This window comes from Catellatospora vulcania, from assembly GCF_009720385.1.
Taxonomy (GTDB): domain Bacteria; phylum Actinomycetota; class Actinomycetes; order Mycobacteriales; family Micromonosporaceae; genus Catellatospora; species Catellatospora vulcania.
Window position 1 is genome coordinate 1 of the sequence record NZ_ML769309.1, and the last position, 22,168, is coordinate 22,168.

Annotated in this window: 18 protein-coding genes; 12 read left to right on the plus strand and 6 right to left on the minus strand. The window is 71.9% G+C overall.

Features of this window, described 5'->3' with window-relative positions:
• Positions 1-259 precede the first annotated feature (259 nt).
• Complete coding sequence (locus tag F6W97_RS16945; protein ID WP_155371323.1) at positions 260-844, minus strand: sigma-70 family RNA polymerase sigma factor; 585 nt, start codon at positions 842-844, stop codon at positions 260-262.
• 115 nt (positions 845-959) lie between these two features.
• Here F6W97_RS16945 and F6W97_RS16950 point away from each other — a divergent pair, with 115 nt between their 5' ends.
• The 3 genes from F6W97_RS16950 to F6W97_RS16960 all read left to right on the plus strand — a co-directional run bounded on the left by F6W97_RS16950 (position 960) and on the right by F6W97_RS16960 (position 4,773).
• Positions 960-1,754 carry a zf-HC2 domain-containing protein gene (locus F6W97_RS16950; protein ID WP_196279189.1) on the plus strand — a complete coding sequence of 265 codons (795 nt, stop codon included), beginning with the start codon at positions 960-962 and terminating at the stop codon, positions 1,752-1,754.
• Positions 1,755-1,866: 112 nt separating this feature from the next.
• On the plus strand, positions 1,867-3,744 hold the full coding sequence (locus F6W97_RS16955) for an ABC transporter ATP-binding protein (protein ID WP_155371325.1): 1,878 nt from the start codon (positions 1,867-1,869) through the stop codon (positions 3,742-3,744).
• 153 nt (positions 3,745-3,897) lie between these two features.
• Positions 3,898-4,773, plus strand: coding sequence for an endonuclease/exonuclease/phosphatase family protein (locus tag F6W97_RS16960; RefSeq protein WP_155371326.1), 876 nt, complete (start codon positions 3,898-3,900; stop codon positions 4,771-4,773).
• A 71-nt stretch (positions 4,774-4,844) separates the two neighbouring features.
• Here the strand turns inward: F6W97_RS16960 and F6W97_RS16965 are convergent, their stop codons facing one another.
• On the minus strand, positions 4,845-5,363 hold the full coding sequence (locus F6W97_RS16965) for a hypothetical protein (protein ID WP_155371327.1): 519 nt from the start codon (positions 5,361-5,363) through the stop codon (positions 4,845-4,847).
• Positions 5,364-5,659: 296 nt separating this feature from the next.
• On the opposite strand from F6W97_RS16965, the gene F6W97_RS16970 reads away from it, so the two are divergent.
• The 3 genes from F6W97_RS16970 (at position 5,660) to F6W97_RS16980 (ending at position 11,537) form a co-directional block, all read left to right on the plus strand.
• A complete protein-coding gene (locus tag F6W97_RS16970) occupies positions 5,660-8,470 on the plus strand; it encodes a PQQ-dependent sugar dehydrogenase (protein WP_230686744.1) in 2,811 nt (936 codons plus the stop codon).
• Between the two features lie 123 nt (positions 8,471-8,593).
• Entirely contained in the window at positions 8,594-10,633 is a 2,040-nt protein-coding gene (locus F6W97_RS16975; RefSeq protein ID WP_196279197.1) for a ThuA domain-containing protein, read from the plus strand.
• A 130-nt stretch (positions 10,634-10,763) separates the two neighbouring features.
• Positions 10,764-11,537 (plus strand): hypothetical protein, encoded by a 774-nt coding sequence (locus F6W97_RS16980; RefSeq protein WP_155371330.1) that lies wholly within the window; start codon positions 10,764-10,766, stop codon positions 11,535-11,537.
• A 127-nt stretch (positions 11,538-11,664) separates the two neighbouring features.
• Here the strand turns inward: F6W97_RS16980 and F6W97_RS16985 are convergent, their stop codons facing one another.
• Positions 11,665-12,843 carry a DUF6891 domain-containing protein gene (locus F6W97_RS16985; RefSeq protein WP_155371331.1) on the minus strand — a complete coding sequence of 393 codons (1,179 nt, stop codon included), beginning with the start codon at positions 12,841-12,843 and terminating at the stop codon, positions 11,665-11,667.
• Between the two features lie 91 nt (positions 12,844-12,934).
• On the opposite strand from F6W97_RS16985, the gene F6W97_RS16990 reads away from it, so the two are divergent.
• From F6W97_RS16990 to F6W97_RS17005, 4 genes are all read left to right on the plus strand, one after another.
• A complete protein-coding gene (locus F6W97_RS16990) occupies positions 12,935-13,510 on the plus strand; it encodes a TetR/AcrR family transcriptional regulator (RefSeq protein ID WP_155371332.1) in 576 nt (191 codons plus the stop codon).
• Complete coding sequence (locus F6W97_RS16995) at positions 13,494-14,951, plus strand: nitrilase-related carbon-nitrogen hydrolase (protein ID WP_155371333.1); 1,458 nt, start codon at positions 13,494-13,496, stop codon at positions 14,949-14,951. Before F6W97_RS16990 ends, F6W97_RS16995 begins: the two co-directional genes overlap by 17 nt.
• A 38-nt stretch (positions 14,952-14,989) precedes the next feature.
• Entirely contained in the window at positions 14,990-15,715 is a 726-nt protein-coding gene (locus F6W97_RS41405) for a M23 family metallopeptidase (protein WP_330164976.1), read from the plus strand.
• Between the two features lie 103 nt (positions 15,716-15,818).
• Positions 15,819-16,067 (plus strand): hypothetical protein, encoded by a 249-nt coding sequence (locus tag F6W97_RS17005; protein ID WP_155371335.1) that lies wholly within the window; start codon positions 15,819-15,821, stop codon positions 16,065-16,067.
• On the opposite strand, the gene F6W97_RS17010 is transcribed toward F6W97_RS17005, so the two are convergent.
• Positions 16,054-17,469, minus strand: a complete 1,416-nt coding sequence (locus F6W97_RS17010) for a pectate lyase (RefSeq protein WP_230686745.1) — start codon at positions 17,467-17,469, stop codon at positions 16,054-16,056. The two genes, F6W97_RS17005 and F6W97_RS17010, sit on opposite strands and share 14 nt — an antisense overlap.
• 236 nt (positions 17,470-17,705) lie before the next feature.
• On the opposite strand from F6W97_RS17010, the gene F6W97_RS17015 reads away from it, so the two are divergent.
• Positions 17,706-18,413 (plus strand): methyltransferase domain-containing protein, encoded by a 708-nt coding sequence (locus tag F6W97_RS17015; protein WP_196279190.1) that lies wholly within the window; start codon positions 17,706-17,708, stop codon positions 18,411-18,413.
• Here the strand turns inward: F6W97_RS17015 and F6W97_RS17020 are convergent.
• Positions 18,400-19,155 carry a TioE family transcriptional regulator gene (locus F6W97_RS17020; protein WP_155371337.1) on the minus strand — a complete coding sequence of 252 codons (756 nt, stop codon included), beginning with the start codon at positions 19,153-19,155 and terminating at the stop codon, positions 18,400-18,402. The two genes, F6W97_RS17015 and F6W97_RS17020, sit on opposite strands and share 14 nt — an antisense overlap.
• A gap of 117 nt (positions 19,156-19,272) precedes the next feature.
• Between F6W97_RS17020 and F6W97_RS17025 the strand changes: the two genes are divergently transcribed.
• Positions 19,273-20,529: an erythromycin esterase family protein gene (locus F6W97_RS17025; RefSeq protein WP_155371338.1), complete on the plus strand. Its 1,257-nt coding sequence runs from the start codon at positions 19,273-19,275 to the stop codon at positions 20,527-20,529.
• 43 nt (positions 20,530-20,572) lie between these two features.
• Here F6W97_RS17025 and F6W97_RS17030 read toward each other — a convergent pair whose 3' ends face one another.
• On the minus strand, positions 20,573-22,126 hold the full coding sequence (locus tag F6W97_RS17030; protein WP_155371339.1) for a DUF1349 domain-containing protein: 1,554 nt from the start codon (positions 22,124-22,126) through the stop codon (positions 20,573-20,575).
• Positions 22,127-22,168: the final 42 nt, after the last annotated feature.

The window sequence follows — 22,168 nt, forward strand, 5'->3', positions numbered from 1 at the left end:
GGCGGCCTCGCGGGCGGAAACTCCGCGGCAGGCGTCACCGGCCGCCCCGGCGCAGACGGCTTCGCCCGCCTGACCTGGTAGCCCGGGAGCGGGCCCGGCGCGGACGGCCGCCGGGAAGATCGTCGTTCGTGTCATGATCTGCGGTCCGACCGCAGATCATGACACGAAACAGCGATCATGGCCCGTAGCCGGCCGACCGGCCGACCGGCCGACCGACCGACCAGCCGGGAAGGCGGCTGCGGCGGGGGAGGTGGCGGGGTCAGACGGCGCGCAGGTGGCGGCGGGGGGTGGCGTTCGCGGTATCACCGAGGGCGGCGGCGAGGTCGTCGCGGGCTCGGGCGACCCGGGACCGGATGGTGCCGACCGGGCAGCCGATCACCTCGGCGGCCTCGACATACGACAGGCCCAGCACCTGCGTGGCGACGAACGCCTCGCGCCGGTCGGGGTCCAGCCCGGCGATCAGACGGTTCAGCAGGATCTGCTCGTCGAAGCGACCGGCGGTGCCGGCCGAGACGGAGTCGGCCACGGCGGCCCAGTCGGCCAGGTCCGCCGAACGCGGGCGGCGGGCCAGCACGCGCAGGTGGTCGACGACGGTGTGCCGGGCGATGGCCAGCAGCCAGGTGCGGGCCGAGGAGCGGCCCTCGAACCCGGGCAGGGCGCGCATCGCCCGCAGGTAGGTGTCCTGCGCGAGGTCGTCGGCGTCGGCGGGGCCGGCCAGGTGCGCCACGAAGCGGATCACGTCGCGCTGGGTCGCCGCCACGAACGCCTCGACGGCGGCGCGGTCGCCGCCACGGGCCGTCAGGGCCAGCGCCGTGATGCGCTCGTCGTCACCGCCGTAGGACATGCCCGGTAGCGTATCGTTCGCCGCCCGTCGATGCGATCCCCCCGGTGTGCGACAGCGCCGCAGGTCACAGCAAGGTCCGGGAACCAATCCGGGAGTACGCGCGACAATGTGTCTCATGGGAGTGGGCATGGGGTGCAACGAGGCGCGTGAACTGCTGTCGGCCCGCCTGGACGGGGCTGATGAGCCGGGCGAGCGCGACGCGGTCGACGCGCACGTGGCAGGCTGCGCCGATTGCGCAGACTGGTGGCAGCGGGCGGAGTCGGTGACCCGGCTGGCGCGTACCGCCGCGGCGCTGCCGGTGCCGGGGCTCAGTGCGCAGGCGCTGGCCGCCGTGCTGGCCGCCGCGCCCGCGCCACCCGCCCGGCGGGCCCGCTTCGACGTCGCCGCCTGGCTGCGGCGGGCGCTGCTGGCCGTCGGGGTGGGCCAGTTCCTGCTGGGCGTGGCGCAGATCAGCAGCCTCGCCGCGGCGGAGCGGCACGCGCACAGCGCGGTCGGGTCGGTGTCGTCGGGGCACCTGTGGCACGAGTCGGCTGCCTGGAACGTGGCGATCGGCGCGGCCCTGGCCTGGCTGGCCTGGCGGCGTACCCGGCCGGCGGCGCTGCTGCCGGTGATGACCGCGTTCGTGATCGTGCTCAGCCTGCTCACCGCCAACGACGCGCTGGCCGACCGGGTCGAGGCGGGCCGGGTCATGTCCCACGGCCTGGTGCTGCTCGGGTACGGCCTGCTGCTGGCGCTCAACCATCCGCGCCTGCGCGGCGACGGACCGTCCGACCGTGCCGCCCGCCCCGGCGGAACCTGGTCGATCCGCCGCGGCGACGACGGGGACGGCCCGCTCGCGCCGGTGTACCCGTTCCCCGTGCGGGTCGCCGTCACCCGGAAGGTGACCGTCGAGCAGCGCCGCGCAGCCTGATTGTCGGACCCGTCCGGTAGACGTCGGGTTGACGTCAACCTCGCTTGAGGTTCTACGGTGACGACGGCGGCGCACCCCGCCCGCACCGGTCCGTACGGGAAGGCACAGCTCGATGAGCATGGAAATGGCGGCGTGGAATTCTCTCTACCACGCCATGAACGCCCAGGACGAGCGCCGTCCGTTCTCGCGCGTGACGCTGCGGCGCATCCTCGGGTTCGCCCGGCCGCACCGGCGGCAACTGCTGGCCTTCCTCGCGCTGAGCGTGGTCGGCGCGGTGCTCGCGGTCGCCACGCCCGTGCTGGCCGGCCGGGTTATCGACACGATCACGAACGGCGGCCCGGAGTCCACCGTGGTGTGGCTCGCAGTGATCATCGCCGGGCTGGCGCTGGCCGAGGCCGGACTGGGCCTGGCCACCCGCTGGCTGTCGGCGACCATCGGGGAGGGGCTGATCCTCGACCTGCGCACCGCGGTCTTCGACCACGTGCAGCGGATGCCGGTCGCCTTCTTCACCCGCACCCGCACCGGCGCGCTGGTGAGCCGATTGAACAACGACGTGATCGGCGCGCAGCGGGCGTTCAGCGACACCCTGTCCGGGGTGGTGTCGAACCTGGTCATGCTGGTGCTGACGCTGGTCGTCATGATCCAGCTGTCCTGGCAGATCACGCTGCTGGCGCTGGTGCTGCTGCCGGTGTTCGTGCTGCCCGCCCGGCGCATGGGCAACAAGCTGGCCCGTCTGGAGCGTGAGGCCGCCGAGCACAACGCCACCATGAGCACGAACATGACCGAGCGCTTCTCCGCGCCCGGCGCGACGTTGATCAAGCTGTTCGGGCAGCCCGAACGCGAGTCGGCCGAGTTCGCGGCGCGGGCCCGGCGGGTACGCGACATCGGTGTGCGTACCGCGATGGTGCAGTGGGTCTTCTTCACCGCCCTGATGCTGGTCTCGTCGCTCGCGCTCGCGCTCGTCTACGGCCTGGGCGGGGTGTTCGCGCTGCGCGGCACGCTGGACGAGGGCTCGGTGGTGGCGCTGGCGCTGCTGCTGGCCCGCCTATACGCCCCGCTGACCTCGCTGGCCAGCGCCCGGGTCGAGGTGATGAGCGCCCTGGTCAGCTTCGAGCGGGTGTTCGAGATCCTGGACCTCAAGCCGCTGATCGCCGAGCCCGAGCAGCCGCAACGCATCCCGGACGGCCCGGTGTCGGTGCAGTTCGACGGTGTGGGCTTCGGCTACCCGTCGGCGGACAAGGTGTCGCTGGCCTCGCTGGAGGAGGTCGCCGTGCTCGACACCCGCGGCGGCGCACAGGTGCTGCACGACGTGTCGTTCACCGCGGAGCCGGGCCAGCTCGTGGCGCTGGTCGGCTCGTCCGGGGCGGGCAAGTCGACCATCGCGCAGCTGCTGCCCCGGCTGTACGACACCGACAGCGGCACGGTCCGGCTGGCCGGGGTCGACGTGCGCGACCTGGACGCCAAGACGATCCGGCAGACGCTGGGCATGGTCACCCAGGACGGCCACCTGTTCCACGAGTCGGTGCGCGCCAACCTGCTGCTGGCCCGCCCGGAGGCGACCGAGGAGGAGCTGTGGGACGCGCTGCGCCGGGCCCGGCTCGCCGACCTGGTCTCCGAGCTGCCCGACGGGCTGGACACGGTCGTCGGCGAGCGCGGCTACCGGCTGTCCGGCGGGGAGCGGCAGCGGCTGACCATCGCCCGGGTGCTGCTGGCCCGGCCGAAGGTCGTCGTGCTGGACGAGGCGACGGCGCACCTGGACTCGACGTCGGAGGCGGCGGTGCAGGAGGCGCTGGGTGAGGCGCTGGCCGGGCGCACCTCGGTGGTCATCGCGCACCGGCTGTCGACGGTCCGCCAGGCCGACCAGATCCTGGTGATCGAGGCCGGGCGGGTCGTCGAGCGCGGCACGCACCCCGACCTGCTGGCCCGCGACGGGCGTTACGCCGAGCTGTACCGCACCCAGTTCGACCAGCCGGTCGGCAGCGCGGCCTGAGCGCACGGAACCGGGCGCCCCGCGAGGGTGCCCGGTTCCGGGTGTATTCCGTTCCTGTAGCGAACCTGGAGGAAATCTCTGGTCCCCGCCGTAATGTAGCGTCAAACGTCGATGTATGACGTGACGACGCGGTGGCCTGGTGGAGGGATTCCCATGCGGTACACAGGAGCGTGGCTGGTTCGTGGCGCGGGCGTGCTCGCCGGTGCGGTCGCATTGGTGGCGGGCCTGCTGCCGGCGGTTCCGGCGGCAGCGGCGAACGTGGGCTTCAAGGCGGGCACGCTCAACATCTACAACGGACTCACGCAGGCCCAGTTCACGCAGGACCTCAACCTGATCGCGGGCAAGGCCGACCTGATCGGCCTCAACGAGGTCGGCAACCGCAAGGACTTCCTGCAGGGCTGGGCCGCCGACAACGGCTGGTGGCTGTACTCGCCGGGCAGCGTCAACCAGGCAGGCGAGGCGCTGATCGCGAAGAAGAGCATGTTCGACGTGCTGGACAAGGGTTCGATCTTCATCTGCGACACCAACGGTGCGGGGGAGGTTCCGCCCGCGCGGTACAACAACTGGGTCAAGTACCGGCACAAGGCGAGCGGGCGCAGCGTGATCCACATCAACGCGCACGCCGTGGCCGGGATCGACGACAACGGACGGCCGGAGGACCTGCCCCGCACCGACTGTGCGGAGAAGCAGTTCCAGGCGCTCAAGAACCTCGCCACCCAGAAGAAGGACGAGGGCCAGGTCATCGTCAGCGGCGACCTTAACGTCGACTTCAGCGCCGACCGGGCGTACGGGTACGCCAAGTTCCCGTGGAAGGTGTTCGAGGCCAATGAGCTGCCGAACCTGCGCTCCAACTTCAACCTGTACGGGGAGAAGGGCACCGGCACGCACGGCAACCGGCACATCGACTACATCTACTTCTGGAAGCGGCTGCCGGACTACCAGCTCATGTGGATGACCGGCTACGACATCGTGACCGGCACGAACTCCGACCACAACGGCGTCGTCGCGACCTTCTCCATCGAGCTGTAGCCGAGACAACGCCGGGCTGCGTCAGGAAGGGCACCTTCACATCGCATAGCGATGTGAAGGTGCCCTTCCTTTCATTCGCGGAGGGCGCGGAGGAGGCCGTGGCGGTGGAGGGACCAGGTCAGGCGGCGGGCGGTGCGGTGGCGGGCGAGCAGCACCAGGACCTGGCGGGCCAGTGACCAGCGGCGGTTCTCGGCGCCGTCCTCGGCCGCGCGCAGGACGAGCTCGCGTACCTGCGGGGTCTCCAGGGCGTCGCGGAGCTGGGTGCGTACGCGGGGGTCGTTGAGGGCCGAGGCGATCGCGACGGCCAGGGCGGGGCGCTCGGGCAGGCCCTCGGCGACGGCCGCGGCGAGCTGGAGGCGGATGTCGTCCGACTCGACGAGCAGCAGCACCGCCCGGCGGATCTCGGGGGAGTCCAGCGCGGAGCGCAGCAGCTCCATGGCGCGGCGTTCCTGCTCGTGGTCGCGGTCCTCGGTGGACAGTGCCGCCAGCAGTGCGGTCACCTGGTCGAGGTCGATCAGGTGCTGCAGGCCGGCCCGGAACTCCGGCCGCTCCCAGGCGTACAGCAGCGCCCGGATCAGATTGCGGTTCATGCCGACTGATACCCGCCGGTGCCTGGCCCCGAAACCGGTGCCCTGACCAGCGGCGTAACTCCACTTTCGATCGTGGCGACAAAACTTTCTGTTGTCGCATCGGAAAGTATGGACACCTCGATGAAAAGTCCTTAGTGTGTCCGTCACAGCTCCACAATGTTTCGTCGATGTAACCGGCGGCGCGGTTACCCCCCAAACCCACCCCGGCACCAGGCACGACGGCACGCGCCCTGCCTGGCATACCCCCAGTCAGGAAGGGTTGGACGGCAATGTCCAGAATGCATCCACGTAGGCACATGACTCTATGGCGCGCGGCCGCTGCCGCGCTGCTGATGACCGGGCCGGCCCTGACGGCCGTGGTCACCACCGCCGCCCCCGCGGCCGCGCACACCATCGACCCGACCAAGTTCCAGCAGGTCGAGATGGCCCGCGGTGTCGCCGAGATGGGCGAGCCGATGTCGCTGGCCGTGCTGCCGGACCTGTCCGTGCTGCACACCGCCCGCAACGGCACGCTGCGCCGCACCAACGCCGCCGGAACCACGTCCGTGATCGGCACCATCCCCGTGTACCAGCACGACGAGGAGGGCCTGCAGGGCGTCGGCGTCGACCCGGGCTTCGCCACGAACCGCTACATCTACCTCTACTTCGCGCCGCCGCTGTCGACCCCGACCGGCGACGCACCCGCGACCGGCACCAGCTGGACCCAGTGGCAGGGCGTCAACCGGCTGGCCCGGTTCACCCTCAACGCCGACTTCACGGTGAACATGGGCAGCCAGGTCAACGTGCTGGACGTGCCCGCCGACCGGGGCCTGTGCTGCCACGTCGGCGGTGACATCGACTTCGACGCCGCGGGCAACCTCTACCTGTCCACCGGCGACGACTCGAACCCGTTCTCCTCCGACGGGTACGCGCCGCTGGACGAGCGCACCGACCGCAACCCGGCCTACGACGCGCAGCGCTCGGCGGGCAACACCAACGACCTGCGCGGCAAGATCCTGCGGATCAAGGTGAACGCCAACGGGTCGTACTCGATCCCGTCGGGCAACCTGTTCGCGCCCGGCACGGCGCAGACCCGGTCCGAGATCTACGCGATGGGCTTCCGCAACCCGTTCCGGATGAGTGTCGACAAGGCTACCGGCGTCGTGTACGTCGGCGACTACGGTCCGGACGCGGGCACCACCAACGCCAACCGGGGCCCCAGCGGCCAGGTCGAGTTCAACCGGATCACCTCGGCCGGCAACTACGGCTGGCCGTACTGCACCGGTGCGAACACCAGCACCGAGACCTACAACGAGTGGAACTTCGCGACCGCGTCCACCGGGCCGAAGTTCAACTGCACCGGCGGCCCGACGAACAACTCGTTCCGCAACACGGGCCTGTCCACGCTGCCCCCGGCCCGCGCGGCCTGGATCAAGTACGGCGGTGACAGCGGCACGCCGACCGAGTTCGGCGGCGGCTCCGAGTCCCCGATGGGCGGCCCGGTCTACCGGTACAACGCCTCGTCGACCTCGACCGTGAAGTTCCCGCAGGACATGGACGGGCAGTTCTTCGCCACCGAGTTCGGCCGCGGCTGGATCAAGCCGATCCACGTCAACGCCGACGGCTCCCGCGGCACGATCGACGCGTTCCCGTGGACCGGCAAGCAGGTCATGGACTCGGCGTTCGGGCCCGACGGCGCGCTGTACGTGCTCGACTACGGCACCGGCTACTTCAACGGCGACGCCAACTCGGCGCTGTACCGCTTCGAGTACATCGGCACCGGCAACCGCGCCCCGATCGCCAACGCCGGCGCCACCCCGACGGCGGGGGCTGCCCCGCTGGTGGTGCAGTTCTCGTCGGCCGGGTCGTCCGATCCGGAGGGCGGCGCGCTGACCTACTCGTGGGCGTTCGGCGACGGCACGACCTCGACGGCGGCCAACCCGAGCAAGACGTACACGACCAACGGCACGTACACCGCGACGCTGACGGTGCGCGACCCGCAGGGCGCCACCGGCGGCGACTCGGTCGTCATCACGGTCGGCAACACCCCGCCCGCGGTGACCATCAACAGCCCCGGCAACGGCCAGCTGTTCGCCTTCGGCGACACGGTCAGCTACTCGCTGACGGTGACCGACCCGGGCGACGGCACGATCGACTGCGCGCGGGTGAAGCTGACCTACGTGCTCGGCCACGACCAGCACGGACACCAGATCACCTCGAAGAACGGCTGCTCGGGCACCATCACCATCCCGGTCGACGGCGAGCACGACGACGCCGCCAACATCTTCGCGATCTTCGACGCGGAGTACACCGACAACCAGGGCCTGACCACGCACACGCAGCACACGCTGCAGCCCCGGCACCGGCAGGCCGAGCACTTCGGCACCTCGTCGGGCATCAACACGTTCACCAAGGCCACCGCCGAGGGCGGCAAGACCGTCGGTGACATCAACAACGGGGACTGGATCTCGTTCACGCCGTACCGGCTGAGCAACGCCACCAACTTCACTGCCCGGGTGTCTTCCGGCGGCGTCGGCGGCACGCTGCAGATCCGGTCCGGGTCGGCCACCGGCGCCGTGCTCGGCTCGGCCACCGTCCCGGTGACCGGCGGCTGGGAGACGTTCGCGACGGTCAGCGGCACCATCACCGGTGCGCCGAACAGCACCACGCCGCTGTTCCTGACCTTCAGCGGCGGCGCCGGGGCGCTGTTCGACCTGGACTCGTTCACGTTCACCACGGCCGCGGGCGTCGGCCCGATCAAGGGCCTGGCGGGCAAGTGCCTGGATGTGCGCAGCGGGGCCACGGCCGACGGCACGCAGATCCAGATCTACACCTGCAACGGCACCGGTTCGCAGACCTGGACGCGTAACGGCCAGACCCTGCGGGCATTCGGCAAGTGCCTGGACATCGCCGGTGGCGCGAGCGCCGACGGCACCAAGATCCAGCTCTACACCTGCAACGGCTCGGGCGCGCAGAACTGGACCTACCAGGCGTCCGACCAGACGCTGCGCAACCCGCAGACGGCCAAGTGCCTGGACGTGTCGGGCAACAACTCCGCCGACAGCACCATCGTCCACCTGTGGACGTGCACCGCGAACGCCGCGAACCAGAAGTGGACCCTGCCCTGATCGACCAGGTCCGGGCGGGCAGCCCCGCCCGCCCGGACCGTTTCCGTCCGTGAAAGGAGCACCACCGTGCGAATCCTCCGACCCGTGCTCGGTGCGGCAGCCGCCGCGCTGACCGTGGTGGCCATGACCGCCTGCCCGGCGGCGGCCGCCGACGCCCCGTACGACGTGCTGGTCTTCTCCAAGACCGCCGGCTTCCGGCACGACTCCATCGCCGTGGGCACCCAGGCCATCCGTGACCTGGGCGCGGCCAACAACTTCACCGTCACCGCCACCGAGGACGCGGCCCAGTTCAACGCCGCCAACCTGGCCCAGTACGAGGCCGTGGTGTTCCTCAACACCACCGGTGACGTGCTCGACGCCACCCAGCAGACGGCGTTCGAGAACTACATCCGCTCCGGCAAGGGCTACGTCGGCGTGCACGCCGCCTCCGACACCGAGTACTCCTGGCCCTGGTACGGCAACCTGGTCGGCGCGTGGTTCGCCTCGCACCCGGCGATCCAGCAGGCCAATGTCAAGGTCGAGGACCGCGGTCACGCCGCGACCGGGCACCTGCCGCAGACCTGGACCCGCACCGACGAGTGGTACAACTACCAGACCAACGCCCGGTCCACCGCGAAGGTGCTGGCCACCCTGGACGAGTCGTCGTACAGCGGCGGCGGCATGGGCGCCGACCACCCGCACGCCTGGTGCAAGGCGTACGACGGCGGCCGGTCCTTCTACACCGGCGGCGGCCACACCCAGGCCTCCTACAGCGAGGCCAACTTCCGCAACCACCTGCTCGGCGGCATCCGGTACGCGTCCGGGCGCAGCAAGGCCGACTGCCGCCCCGAGACCGGCTACTCGCCGATCTTCAACGGCTCGACCACGGGCTGGTCGCAGGCCGGTCCCGGCAGCCTAACCAACGCCGACGCCACGCTGACCACGGTCGGCGGCATGGGCCTGTACTGGTACAGCGCCAAGCAGTACACCTCGTACTCGCTCAAGCTGGACTGGAAGCTCACCGGCGACTCCAACTCGGGCGTGTTCATCGGCTTCCCGCCGTCGACCGACCCGTGGTCGGCGGTCAACAACGGCTACGAGATCCAGATCGACGCCACCGACAGCGCCGACCGCACCACCGGCTCGGTGTACACGTTCCAGTCGGCCAACATCGCCGCCCGCGACGCGGCGCTCAACGCGGCAGGCGAGTGGAACACCTACGAGCTGCTGGTCGAGGGCGAGCGGCTGCGCATCTACCTCAACGGCGTGCTGATCAACGACTTCACCAACACCAACCCGGTGCGCAGCCTGGCCGGGCACATCGGCATCCAGAACCACGGGGCGGGCGACACCGCCGCGTTCCGCAACATCCGGATCAAGGAACTGGGCACGCCGCCGGTCGGCGACGTGACCGTGCAGGCCGAGTCGTTCAGCAGCCAGAGCGGCGTGCAGGCGTTCACCAAGGCGGGCGCGAACAACGGCCAGACGCTGGGCTACATCGAGCCGGGCGACTGGGCGGCGTACAACGGCGTCAACGTCGGCGGCGCGACCACCTTCCGGGCGCGCGTCGTGTCCGGCGGGGCCGGTGGCGGCATCCAGGTGCGCACCGGGTCCACCACCGGGCCGATCCTCGGCACGGTCGCGGTGCCCAACACGGGCAGCTGGAGCACGTACGCCAACGTGCAGACCACGCTGACCGGGGTGCCCGCGGGCAACCAGAACGTGTACCTGACCTTCACCGGGACCGGCACCGGCCTGTTCGACGTCGACGACTTCACCTTCGTGAAGACGGCCACGCCGGGCGTCGGGCCGATCAAGGGCCTGGCGGGCAAGTGCCTGGACGTGCGCAGCAGCGGCACCGCCGACGGCACGCAGATCCAGATCTACACCTGCAACAGCTCCACGGCCCAGACCTGGACCCGCAACGGCCAGACGCTGCGGGCGCTGGGCAAGTGCCTGGACATCTCCGGCGGCGGCAGCGCCGACGGGACCAAGATCCAGCTGTGGACCTGCAACGGCTCCGGCGCCCAGAACTGGACTTACCAGTCCTCGGACCAGACGCTGCGCAACCCGCAGTCAGGCAAGTGCCTGGACGTGTCGGGCAACAACTCCGCCGACAGCACCATCGTCCACCTGTGGACGTGCGTCGCGAACGCCGCCAACCAGAAGTGGATCCTGCCGTAACGAGCGGAGCGGCGGGCCGTCACCATGCCTGGCGGCCCGCCGCTCATATCCCGTTGCGGCACCGCGGCTCCGGTGCGATCATCAGCGCCATGATCTCCTTCGTACGAAAGGGCGCGCACGCCCTCGCGGCATGACCGCCCCGCGGCACGAACGTGCCGCCGACTGGAACCGCGCCGCCGCTGTCCGCGATGAATGGCTGGGCTTCGGCACCGCCTGCGGATCGACCGGCCACGCAGCCGCCGAGCAGGCCGTCACGGATCTCTACCGGAGGCTCGGCCGTCCCCGACCCGAGTTCGTGTGGGTCCGTTCTCCGCGGGAAGCCCAACCGCTGGTCCAGCACCTGCCGACGTTGCAGGACCTGCACACCTGGGTGACCCAACCTCCGCCCGGCCGCCGCCCGCCGCTGGCCAGTGACCTGGCCGCGTCGCTGGCCAGGATGCGCGGAGCCATGGACGACAGGATCATCCCGCCGCTGTCCGACCCCAAGCCGCCCAAGCGCGAAAAGGGCCGGCCCTGGCCGAACCAGACCGTGGAAGCAGCGCTGGCGTACGGCATCCCGTTCGTCGACATCGTGCGCCGCCACGTGCGCGACGCCCTCTTCACCTCGCTCGCCGACGGGTTCTACCTGCCCGGCAAGCGGCTGCTGGGCACACCGGGGCCGGTCTGCTGGTACGGCCAGCAGGAGGCGCACTGGATCGCCTACTACGAGGTATGGCGGCGACTCGGTCTGGCGGCCTACGGCTCCGCATTGGACGCCGAACTCGACACCTGGCAGGCGCTCGCCCGCTCGGCCGGCTGGTTCTGGCCCGACGAGACGCGCTGCGTCATCTCCGCCCGCCCGGTCCGCGGCGCCACCTTCGCCGACGGCTGGTCCATCACCCCGTCCCCCGCCACCACAGGCTGACCCGCGCACCCCGACGCGTCCGCCGCCACGGGGGCAGGCGGTCGCGTCCTCCGCGCGGCAGTTTCGGGGAAACTGCGGGAATCGCCGGGTCGGCGGCTGCAGTTTCCCCGAAACTGCAGCCTTCCGGCTACCAGGGTTGGCGGGTCACGCCGGGCAGGTCGGGTACGGCGGAGCGGTTCTCGGCGGCGAGGATGGTCAGCACCTGCACGGCCTCGTCGAGGGTGGCGTATTTGCCGGTCGACGTGGCGTCCTCGGGGTGCGGGGTCTCCAGCCAGAGACCGCCCTGCTCGCGCCGCATCTGCACGACGGACTCCGACGCGCTGACCGCGCACAGCCAGGAATTCGTCCGCGTCGGCAGGCGGCGCAGCGTGTCCAGGACCTCGGGCAGCACCATAGGCACGGCAGGGAACGCCCTCGGGCCGCTCGGCATGCTCTCGAAGGTCACTTCGAGCTGTCCCGGCTCGTCGGGCGTCTGCGGGTCGTCGCCGCCGCGCAGCAGCCGCAGCCCGTCGAAACGGCCCACGCTGCGGCCGTCGTCGCTGACCAGCCGGGATCGCTCCCGGCGCAGTTCCACCGACCGCCCGTTCTGCTCGACGCGCACCGTCACGTCGGCGGGCAGCCAGGGCAGTTCGAGCAGGGCGAGCGCCGTGGCGGTCATCGTCGGCGGGAGATTCAGCCGCCCCTTCGTCACCTGCACCGCGACCTCGGGCTCGGCCGGGTCGTACGGGGCGTACGCGGCCATCCGGCCGTGGCGGCGGCGCGCCCAGCCGACCCGCACGTGGATGCGCTGACCGGCCGACCCGCTCCAGTCGACCTGGAGGCCTTCGGCGCGCAGCGCGGCGGCGACCTCCTCGCCGATCTCCGCGGTCGGCGGCTGCCCGAGCGGGCCGTACGCCAGGTACAGCCCGCCGCCCTCGGCGCAGCGTTCGGCGTCCTGCTGGTGGTAGAACACGTAGCCGCGGGCCGGCATGGCGTCGAGCACCTCGTCGCCGATCTCGGCGACGCCGCAGTTCTGGCAGCAGGCGAAGTCTTCCCGCGCCACGATCCCAGCGGCGTCGAGCGCCCGGAACGCGTCGGTGAGCCGGTCGCTGTCGGTGCGCGCGGGCCAGGTCTGCTGTGCGTCGAGGTGCGCGGCGAAGGCCGGTCCGACGAGCTCCCACGCCAGGGCCTGCAACGCGGCGGGGTCGGCCTCGCCTTCCAGGCATTCCACGGTGTCCTCGACGATCGCGGCGCACGCGCGGTCGCCTCGTGCCACCAGCTTGTTCACGTTGTCGGACGCGATCCGCCGAACTTGCTCACTCTGCACGGGTGGCACCGTAGCAGCGCCTTCCGCCCGCGCGGACCGGCGTCCGGACGGGGTCTTGTCTACACCGTAGACTTAGGTCTACGGTGTAGACATGAGCGCGACTGCAGAACGTCTGGTGGGGATCGCCCGGGAGATCCTGCTCGCCGAAGGCGCTGCCGCCGTGAGCATGCGGCGGGTGGCGACGGCGGCCGGAGTCACCCCGATGACCATCTACCGGCACTTCGCCAACCGCGAGGCACTCCTGTCGACCATCGCCGACGCCAGCTTCGCCGAGATCGCCGCGCGCTGGGCCGCCCGGCCCCCGGCGGCCGGGTTCGACGCGCGGGTGGCCGAACTGCTCGACGACCATCTCGACTTCGCACTCGGCCAGCCGCACCTGTACGACTTCGTGTTCACCGACCCGCGCGAGGGCGCACGCCGCTGGCCGGAGGACTTCCGTGCCGGCGGGTCGCCGTCCATGAACCTCGTCGCCGCAGCCCTGACCACGGGCATCGGCCAGGGCGTGCTGCGGGACCAGGACGTGTGGCCGCTGGCGCTGACCGTCGCCGCTCTGATCCACGGCCTGGTCCAGCTGTTCCGGGGCAGCCGGATCGACCTGCCGGAGCAGGACTTCCGTTCACTGGTACATCAACTCGTCGGAAAGGTGCTCGATGGCAACCGCGCTTGAGATCGTGCCGGAACAGGCTGACAGCGCCCCGGCGAAGGCCGTACGCCGAAGAGGTCTGCTGGTCGCCGCCGCCGTCGCGGTGTCGGCGGCGCTCGTGTGGTTCGGCACCGGGCTCTCCCCGATACCGTGGCTGACCTGGCTGGCCCCGCTGCCGGTGTTCGCCGTCGCGGCCCGGGTGTCGGGGCGGACCGCGCTCGCGGCCGCGTTCCTGGCGTGGACGGCCGGCAGCCTGAACATGTGGACCTACTACGTGGGGACCCTGGAGGTTCCCGCCGGGGTGGTGGGCGGCTTCCTCGTCCTGCAGGCGCTCTCCTTCGCCGCGGTCGTCGGGCTGTTCCGCCTGCTGCTGCGGCAGGGCAGGCCGGTCCTGGCGGCGCTCGCCGCCCCCGCCGCGTGGGCCGGTGCGGAATACGTCGTGTCGCTGTTCTCCCCCGGAGGCTCGTTCTCCGCCATCGGCTACACCCAGGTCGAGGTGCTGCCGGTGATCCAGGTGGTCTCGGTGACGGGCGTCTGGGGCGTCGGCTTCCTGCTGACGGCCCTGCCCGCGCTGGTCGCCGCCGCGCTGGCCGACCGCCCGGCATGGCGTCGCCTGCTGGCGGTGGCCGCAGTGCTCATCGTCGGCACCGCCGGATACGGGCTCGCGCGCCTGGCGCAGACGCCGACCGGACCGGACACGACGGCCGCGCTCGCGGACGTGCGGCAGTCCGAGGACGCGCTGCCGATCGCGTCGGCCGAGGCCCGCCAGGTGCTCCAGACCTATCTGGACCAGGCGCCCCGGGCCGCGGCCGGCGGGGCGTCGGTGCTGGTGCTGCCGGAGAAGGTGTTCAAGGTGACCGAACCGGAACTCGCCGACCTGGGCCGGCGGATCGGCGGCGTGGCCGCGGCCAACCGGATCACGATCGTCGTCGGGCTCACCCTCAAGGACCAGTCCGGCGTGCACAACATCGCGCTGGCGTACGCGGCCGGCAGCGAGGTGCGGTACGACAAGCAGCACCTGGTCACCGGGTGGGAGGACCACATGACCGCGGGGGACCGGCTCGCGTGGCTGCCCGGCTCGCACACGGGCCTGGCGATCTGCAAGGACCTCGACCATCCCGAACTCGGCCGGGCATACGGCAGCCACGGGACGACGGTGCTGCTGGCCCCTGCCCTCGACTTCGAGCGCGACGGTCGGCTGCACAGCCGGATCGCGGTGGTGCGCGGCGTCGAGAACGGCATCAGCGTCATCCGCCCGGCCGGACGCGGCCGCCTGGTCGCCGCGGACTCCCGCGGCCGCCTCGCCGCCGACACGGTCACCGGAACGGGCGTCACCAGCGCGACGGTGTCGGTGCGGTCCGGTTCCGGTGGCACGCCGTACACCCGGTTCGGCGACTGGTTCGCGTGGCTCTGCCTGCTGCTCGTCGCCGGTTGCCTGGTCCGGCTCGCCATCGTGCGTCGCTGACGACAGCCGAAATGGCGCTGTCCGCCTACGCTGCGTCCATGGGGGAAGGGCTGCCGGCGCACAGGTCGCCGATGCGGGAGGTCGTGCTGTCGCTGCCGTTCACGGGGTTGTGGCTGGCCAGGAACAGTCCCGCCCGGCGGGTGCCGAGCCATGGCACGGACCTGATGGGCGAGCGGTACGCCATCGACTTCGTCGGGGTGGACGAGCGCGGCCGCCCCGCCGGACATCGTGACTGGCGGACGCTGCTGGCGACCGAGCCGCCGGAGCGGTTCTTCGGCTACGACCGCCCGATCCTGGCCCCCGCCGACGGGGTCGTCGTGGCGGTCCACGACGGCGAATCCGATCACGAGGCGCGACGGTCGCAGCTGGCGCTGGTGCCGTACCTGCTCGGCCAGGCGGGGCGGCTCCGGCAGGGCGCGGCGGCGATCGCGGGCAACCACGTGGTCATCGAGCTGCGGGGGAGCGGGGCGTTCGCGGCTCTCGTACACCTGCGGTCCGGGTCGCTGCGGGTCGCCGCCGGGGCGCGGGTGACCGCCGGGCAGCAGATCGCGGCCTGCGGCAACTCCGGCAACTCGACCCAGCCGCACGTGCACCTGCAGGTCATGGACAGCGCGGACCTGTCCGTCGCCCGCGGCGTGCCGATGGTGTTCCGGCACTTCCGGGAGCGGCCCGCCGGCGCGGCGCGGTTCCTGATCAGGGAGAGCGGCATGCCGGGCGAGAGCGCGGTCGTCGAACCGCTGCCCGCGGCCTATGTGAATCACTGACGCGGCACCGCAGGAAAGTCAGTGCCATCGATGCGATGACGGGCAACCTGTCGCTCGACGTGTCCATTCTGGTTGCCGCGCAACTACTCATCCTGCTGATCCCGTGGCTGACACTGCAGGTGGTGTACATCGGGCGCATCGACCCGTGCTCTACGGCGAGCAGGCCGTCACCGAGATACGCGCCCGGTTCCTCCTCGCGTTCCTGGCCACGGTCGCGCTGGTGGGGCCACCTGCCCTGGTCGTGGTGGCGGGCCGGTTCGCCGGTCAGGGCCCCGTGCCGGTTCATGGACAGGCGTTCGCCGCTGCCGGGACGGGTGGTCCCGGCAGCGGCTCCCAGGTCACTGCCAGCTGATGTCGCTCGCGCTGTAGAAGCAGTTCACGCCGTCCGCGCCGCTGCCGACGTGGGTGGGTTCGCTGCCCTTCGGGACCCCGTTGAACTTGTCGCAGATGACGGTGCTGTGGCTGGAGTCACCGATGACGGTGATCCGGGTGAACCGGGCGGTGTCACCCCAGTTGATGTTGATGCCGGCGATGACGTCGCCGCTCTTGACCCGCACGTTGTCGATGACCACGTGCCGCTGGTACGACGAGCTGCAGTTGCCGCAGGCCCGGTAGAGCTTGCCGAAGTTCTCCGCGTAGAACCCGCTGATGTGCAGCGTGCCGGGTCCGTTGTGCTGGAAGATCTTGTCCGACGCCGCGCGGGCGCCGCCGCCGATCACGTAGTAGTTCGTGCCGCCGAGGAACGTCGCCGCGTCCTCGCCCACGTCCTCCCACCAGACGTTCTCGATGGTGCAGTTGCCCAGGCAGTGGATGCCGTCACCGGCGGGCGCGCCCAGGATCACGTTCTTGATGGTCGCGCCGGCCGCGAGCTCGAACACGGGGTCCTGGCTCTCGCCCTGGCCGCCGTCGCCGATGCAGCAGTAGCGCTTCATGCCGCCGTCGAAGACACCGCTGACCGGAATGGTGCCGTTGCTGACCGGGGCGCTCCCGCTCGGCGTGGGCCAACCGGTCGGCGGGGGGCTCACGGTCGGCGACGCCGTCGGCGAGGCCGGAGCCGACGGTGAAGCCGACGGCCGCGGGCTGGCCGTCGCCGACGGGGCCGGGGTCGTCGGGGCCGGCGTGCCGCCGGTGGTGACCGCGATGTCGTCGAAGGACCCGCTGCTGTACGAGGTCTGCAGCCCGATGCGCCCGCCGGCGATCGCGGTGCTGGTGGCCGACGCGATCACGGTGCCGTCGACGAGGCCGCGGATGGTGCTGCCGTTGGCCTCGATGCCGAGGGTGTACCAGGTGCCGGTGGCCACGGTGCGGGTGACGCTGCCCAGCACGGTGACCGAGCTGCCGTTGACCGCCTGCAGCTGCACGGAGTTGCCCGGCCGCAGGGACAGCCGGTAGTAGACGGTCGCGCCGGTCGAACGGGCCAGCAGGGAGACGTGGCCGTTGCTGCCGAAGCTCAGCGGCTTGACCCGGGCGGTGACCGTGTAGGCGGTCCAGCTGGTGGAACCGGCGAACTGGCGGGCGTTGTCGGTGCTGGTGTTGCTCTGCTGCACGGCCTTGGTGCCGTCGGTGACGACCGTCCAGGTCCCGCCGGACTTGGACCAGCCGTCGGCCGCGCCGTCCTCGAAGTTGTCGCTGAAGACGGTGGCGGCGAAGGCGTTCTGGCTGAGCGCGACCGCGCCGGTGGTGAGGGCGAGGACGAGCCCCGCGATGAGAGACCACGTTCGTGGTCGGGAACGGGGGAGCGGGCGAGTTGCCACGGGTGCCTCCGGGTCGGGGGACCATGCCGTTGGGCGACGGCACGGGACGTGCGCGGTCCGATGGCGACAGTGCTGATCAGGCACTGGTGGACCGGTGTTTCCAACATTGGAAAGCGCTTCCCGAGTGCTGACCGTAGACCCGAAGTGATCCGCCGTCAACAGGCGGGTTTCCATGTCGCGATGCCGTGCGTCGCTCATCGCGATCCGGGCCGACGGCGCACCGATACGGTGGGCCTGTGACTGATCAAGATCTCAAGCCGTTGTTCGCCGCGGCCGCCGCCAACCTCGTCCACAACGCGCCGCTGGGCGAGGACCGGGTGGTCGACCTCGTCCGGCGGCTGGCCCCGGCGGGTTCCGGCCGGCGGGCACTGGACCTGGGCTGCGGCGGCGGTGAGCTGCTCCTGCGCCTGTGCCAGGCGCACGGCATCGCGGGCGACGGGGTGGAGCGCGATGCCGCGGTCGCCGACCGTGCCCGCTCCCGGGCCGCGGACCTGGGCCTCGACCAGGTCACCATCCACACCGCCGACGCGACCGCCTGGACGCAGCCCGCCGACGTCGTCGTCAACGTCGGCGGCAGCCACATCTGGGGCGGGACCGAGCAGGCGCTCGCCGCGCTGCACACGCTCACCGCTCCCGGTGGACGGCTGCTGTTCGGGGAGGGTTTCTACCGGGTCGAGCCCACGGCTGAGGTCCGCGAGGCGTTCGGGGACCTGCCCGATCTCGCCGGGCTCGCCCGTGCGGCGGTGGCCGCCGGGTTCCGGCCGCTGCACGTCGCCGCGTCGACCGTCGCCGAGTGGGACGACTTCGAGTCCGACTGGCGGGCCGGGATCGAGCACGTCGGCACGCCGCAGGCCCGTGCCTTCGCCGACCGGCGGCGCGAGGAGTATCTCGGCGGCTACCGGGACGTGCTGGGCTTCGGCTGGCTGATCCTCATGCCCGCCTGAGCTCGGGCTGCGGTCGGCGACCGGCCTGGCCCGCCGAGCCGGCGCGTTCGCGCAGGTAGGTGTCGAGTTCGCCGGCGCCGGCCAGCATCGCGCGGCCGCGTCCGGCGAGCCGGTCCCGCCAGTCCTGCAGGGTCGCCTCGAGCGGGGCCACGCCACCGGCCGCGCGTACCTGCGCCAGCACGGCGGCGATCTGCTCCAGCAGGTATCCCCCGCGCCGGAGCTGGTGCGCCAGCCGGGCGTCGCGTACGTCGGCGGGGGTGTAGACGCGGTAGCCGGTCGCCGGGTCGCGCGGCGGGCGGACCAGCCCGGCCCGCTCCCACTTGCGCAGCGTCGCGGGCTTGACGCCGAGCTGCCGGGCGAGCGGGCCGACGAACACGCCGGTGGACCGGGACCCGGCGGGACCGGTGCCGGCCAGGTCCCGCAGCGCCTGCTCGACGGCGGTGAGGGTGCGCCGGTCCGCGCGCAGTTGCAGGTGGCTCTCGTCGACCAGGGCGAGCGCGTCCTCGACGGCGTCGTCGTTGACCGCGCGCATGATCGCTGTCGCGGTCTGGTGGCCGTGCCCCGGCACCAGGGCCGCGAACGTGCGCAGGGCCTGAGCGTGCAGTCCGGTGTAGACGCGGTATCCGGACGGGGTGCGTGCCGCGGGCGGCAGGATGCCCGCCTGCTCGTAGTTGCGGACCGCCTGGGTGGACAGCCCCTGCCCGCGGGCGAGGTCGACGGGCCGCAGCCGTGCTTCGGTCATGGGGTGCCCGACGTTTGAAGGTTTTGCGCACCGAGATGCGCGTCTACGCGCGCAAAGTTTACACCGTCGGTTCAAAGATAGGGTAGAAGGGACAAACCATCGAAGGGATCAGGCCTGATGACCACCCGTTCCGCCCTGTCCGACGCCGGTTGGGCCTTCACCGAAGACACCGGGCCGGGGCCCGCGATGTCGCGCCTGCTCGCCACGCTGCCCGCCCGGCCGCGGCTGCTCGGCCTCGGCGAGCCCACCCACGGCGAGGAGCTCTTTCTGCGGGTACGCAATCAGCTGTTGCGCCACCTGGTGGAGCACGAGGGCTACCGGTCGGTCGCGTTGGAGAGCGACTGCCTGGCCGGGCTGGCCGTCGACGCGTACGTCGCGGGCGGGCCGGGCTCGCTCGACGACGTGATGGCGCACGGCATCAGCCACGGCTGGGGGGCGTCCGCGGCCAACCGGGAGCTGGTCTCCTGGATGCGGGAGTACAACCAGGGCCGCCCGGACGGCGAGCGGCTGCGCTTCTTCGGGTTCGACGCCCCGACGGAGACGATGTACGCCGCCAGCCCGCGCCGGGCCCTGACCGTGGTGCGCGACCATCTCGCGAGCTGCGTCGATCCGGGGCTGCTGCCCGACGACGCGGCCCTGATCGACGACCTGGTCGGCGACGACGAACGGTGGACCGACCCGGCGGCGGCCATGGACCCGTCCCGGTCGGTCGGTGCGTCACCGGAGGCGGTGCGCCTGCGGCTGCTCGCCGACGACCTGCTCGGCCTGCTGCTGGCACAGACACCGAGTCTGCGTGCCGCCACGTCCGCCGACGACCGGTGGCTGGCGTGGTTGCACGGGCGCACCGCCGCGGGGCTGATGCGCTACCACGCCGGTATGGCCGCCGGCGGCCCGTCGCGGGTCGCCCGGCTCATGATCATGCGCGACGCGATGATGGCCGAGAACCTGCTGGCGATCGTGGCGCGGGAGTCGGATCGGGGCCCGACGCTGGCGTTCGCGCACAACGGGCACCTGCAGCGCGAGGCGGGCCACTGGCAGCTCGGCGAGCACGCCCTGACGTGGTGGAGTGGCGCCGCCATCGCCGAGGCCGAGCTGGGCGACCGGTACGCCTTCGTGGCCACCGCCCTGGGCGCCATTCACCACCGCGGGCTGGGCACACCGGCGGCCGACACGGTCGAGGGCCTGCTGTCGGCCCTGCCGGAGGACCGCCACCTGTTCGCGGGCGGCCGCCTGGCAGCCGCCCTGCGCGACGCCGCACCGGTGGCGCGCACCGACAACACGGTCGAGCACGGCTACTTCCCGCTGAACCCGGCGCACCTGGCCGACGCCGACGGCATCCTCTTCCTCAGGGACGTCCCCGCGGACCAGGGCTGACCGGGCCGGCCGGCGCGGGAGCACGTCCCGCGCCGGCCGGGGCTCACCGCCAGTCCACCGCCGACTCCGCCGCTCGACCACGGCCACGGCGCAGCGCGAGCCCCAGCGCCAGCGCGGTGAACGCGCCGGTCACCGCCAGCCCGGCCCACCACGGCAGCGGGAAATACCCGGCGTACGGCGCGTAATGCATGGTGACCTGCGGGTATTCCGCCAGCGTCTGCAACACGGCGAACCCGGCGGCCGGGGTGATCCGCAGCAGCCAGTCCGCGACGGCGTCGGGCAGCAACGGCACCACCACCAGCAGGTACGGCACCAGGAGCCCGGCCGTCAGCACGGTGACCGCGAGCCAGGCCCGCCGCAGCAGCGCGCCGAGCGCCAAGGCGAGCACGGCCACGAGCGCGAGCAGCACAGCCGTGCCGACGATGACGCGCAGTTCGGCCGGCGGGCCGGCCGAGATGACAGTGGTGCCGCCGTCGCGCAGCATCATCGTGCCGAGCGGCACCGCCACCCCCACGGCGACGAGCGCGCTCGCGAAGACGGCCGCGCCGAGCACCAGCGCCCTGGCCGCCAGCCGCCGTCCGCCGGGCGCAGGTTCGCCGGACGGGCGGGCCGCCGCATACCGGGCTCCCGTCACGATCAGGATGAGCACCGCCACGAACAGGCCGATCAGGGTGTCCTTGGCGGTGCGGCCGCCCTCGGTGCCGACCGGCCCGATATCGCCGGAGCCGGTGACCGTCAGCGTGCCGCCGTCGGTGACCAGCCCGGGTGCGCGGTGGAACTTCTCCCAGTCGGTGTGGCCGAGTTCGCCGACGGTGTCGGCGCTCCACGCGCCGGGTGATACGCCGCCGTCCACGGTGACGTTGTCGAAGGACCCGACGGCCTGGGTGAAGCGCACCTGGCCGATGCTGCCGCCGAGGCCGACGGGCACCAGGGTCAGGTCGCCGGGCGAGGTGGCGAACAGGCCGATCTGCACGGTGGCGGGCAGCCCGCCGAGCCGGGCGGCGCCGACCTGCGACCACTCCGCCCCGTCGGCCGACTCGTAGCCGGTGATCGTGTCGCCGGAGCGGGTCAGCCGCAGCCAGCGCGGCGACTGCGGGGACACCCCGCCGGGGCGGCCGGCCGTGTCGTGGGTGTAGTCGTGCTGCATCCGTACGCCGTGTTTGCCGGTCATCATGAGCGCCGCGTAGGAGGAGCCCTGCCCGAGGCCGTCCTTGATGATGATCCCGGTCTTCGCCCACGGCACCACGCCGGGGACGATCTCGTCGTGGTCCGGCGGCGGGTAGGTGATGGTCCCGGTCATCGAGGTCAGCCGTACCGTGATGGTGCCGTCGCCGGTCAGCGGCCGGTGCGCGAAGGCGAACAGGTCCGACACGGGCGAGCCGTCGGGGCCCAGCGGATCGGTCGGGCAGGGCACCTCCACCGGGCCGTTGCTGCACGAGCTGCGGATGCTCAGCGCGGGCAGGGTGGCCAGGGCGATGACGGCCAGCACCGCCACGAGGAGGGCGGCCATCCGGCCGCGGCCGGACCGGAAACCGGACCACTCGGCCCGCACCAGGGCCCGCAGGCCGGGAGTCGTGCTTTCGTCAGGGGTAAGCATGGTTCCGGTTCTACGGAGCACGCCGTAACACCGGCCGAACCG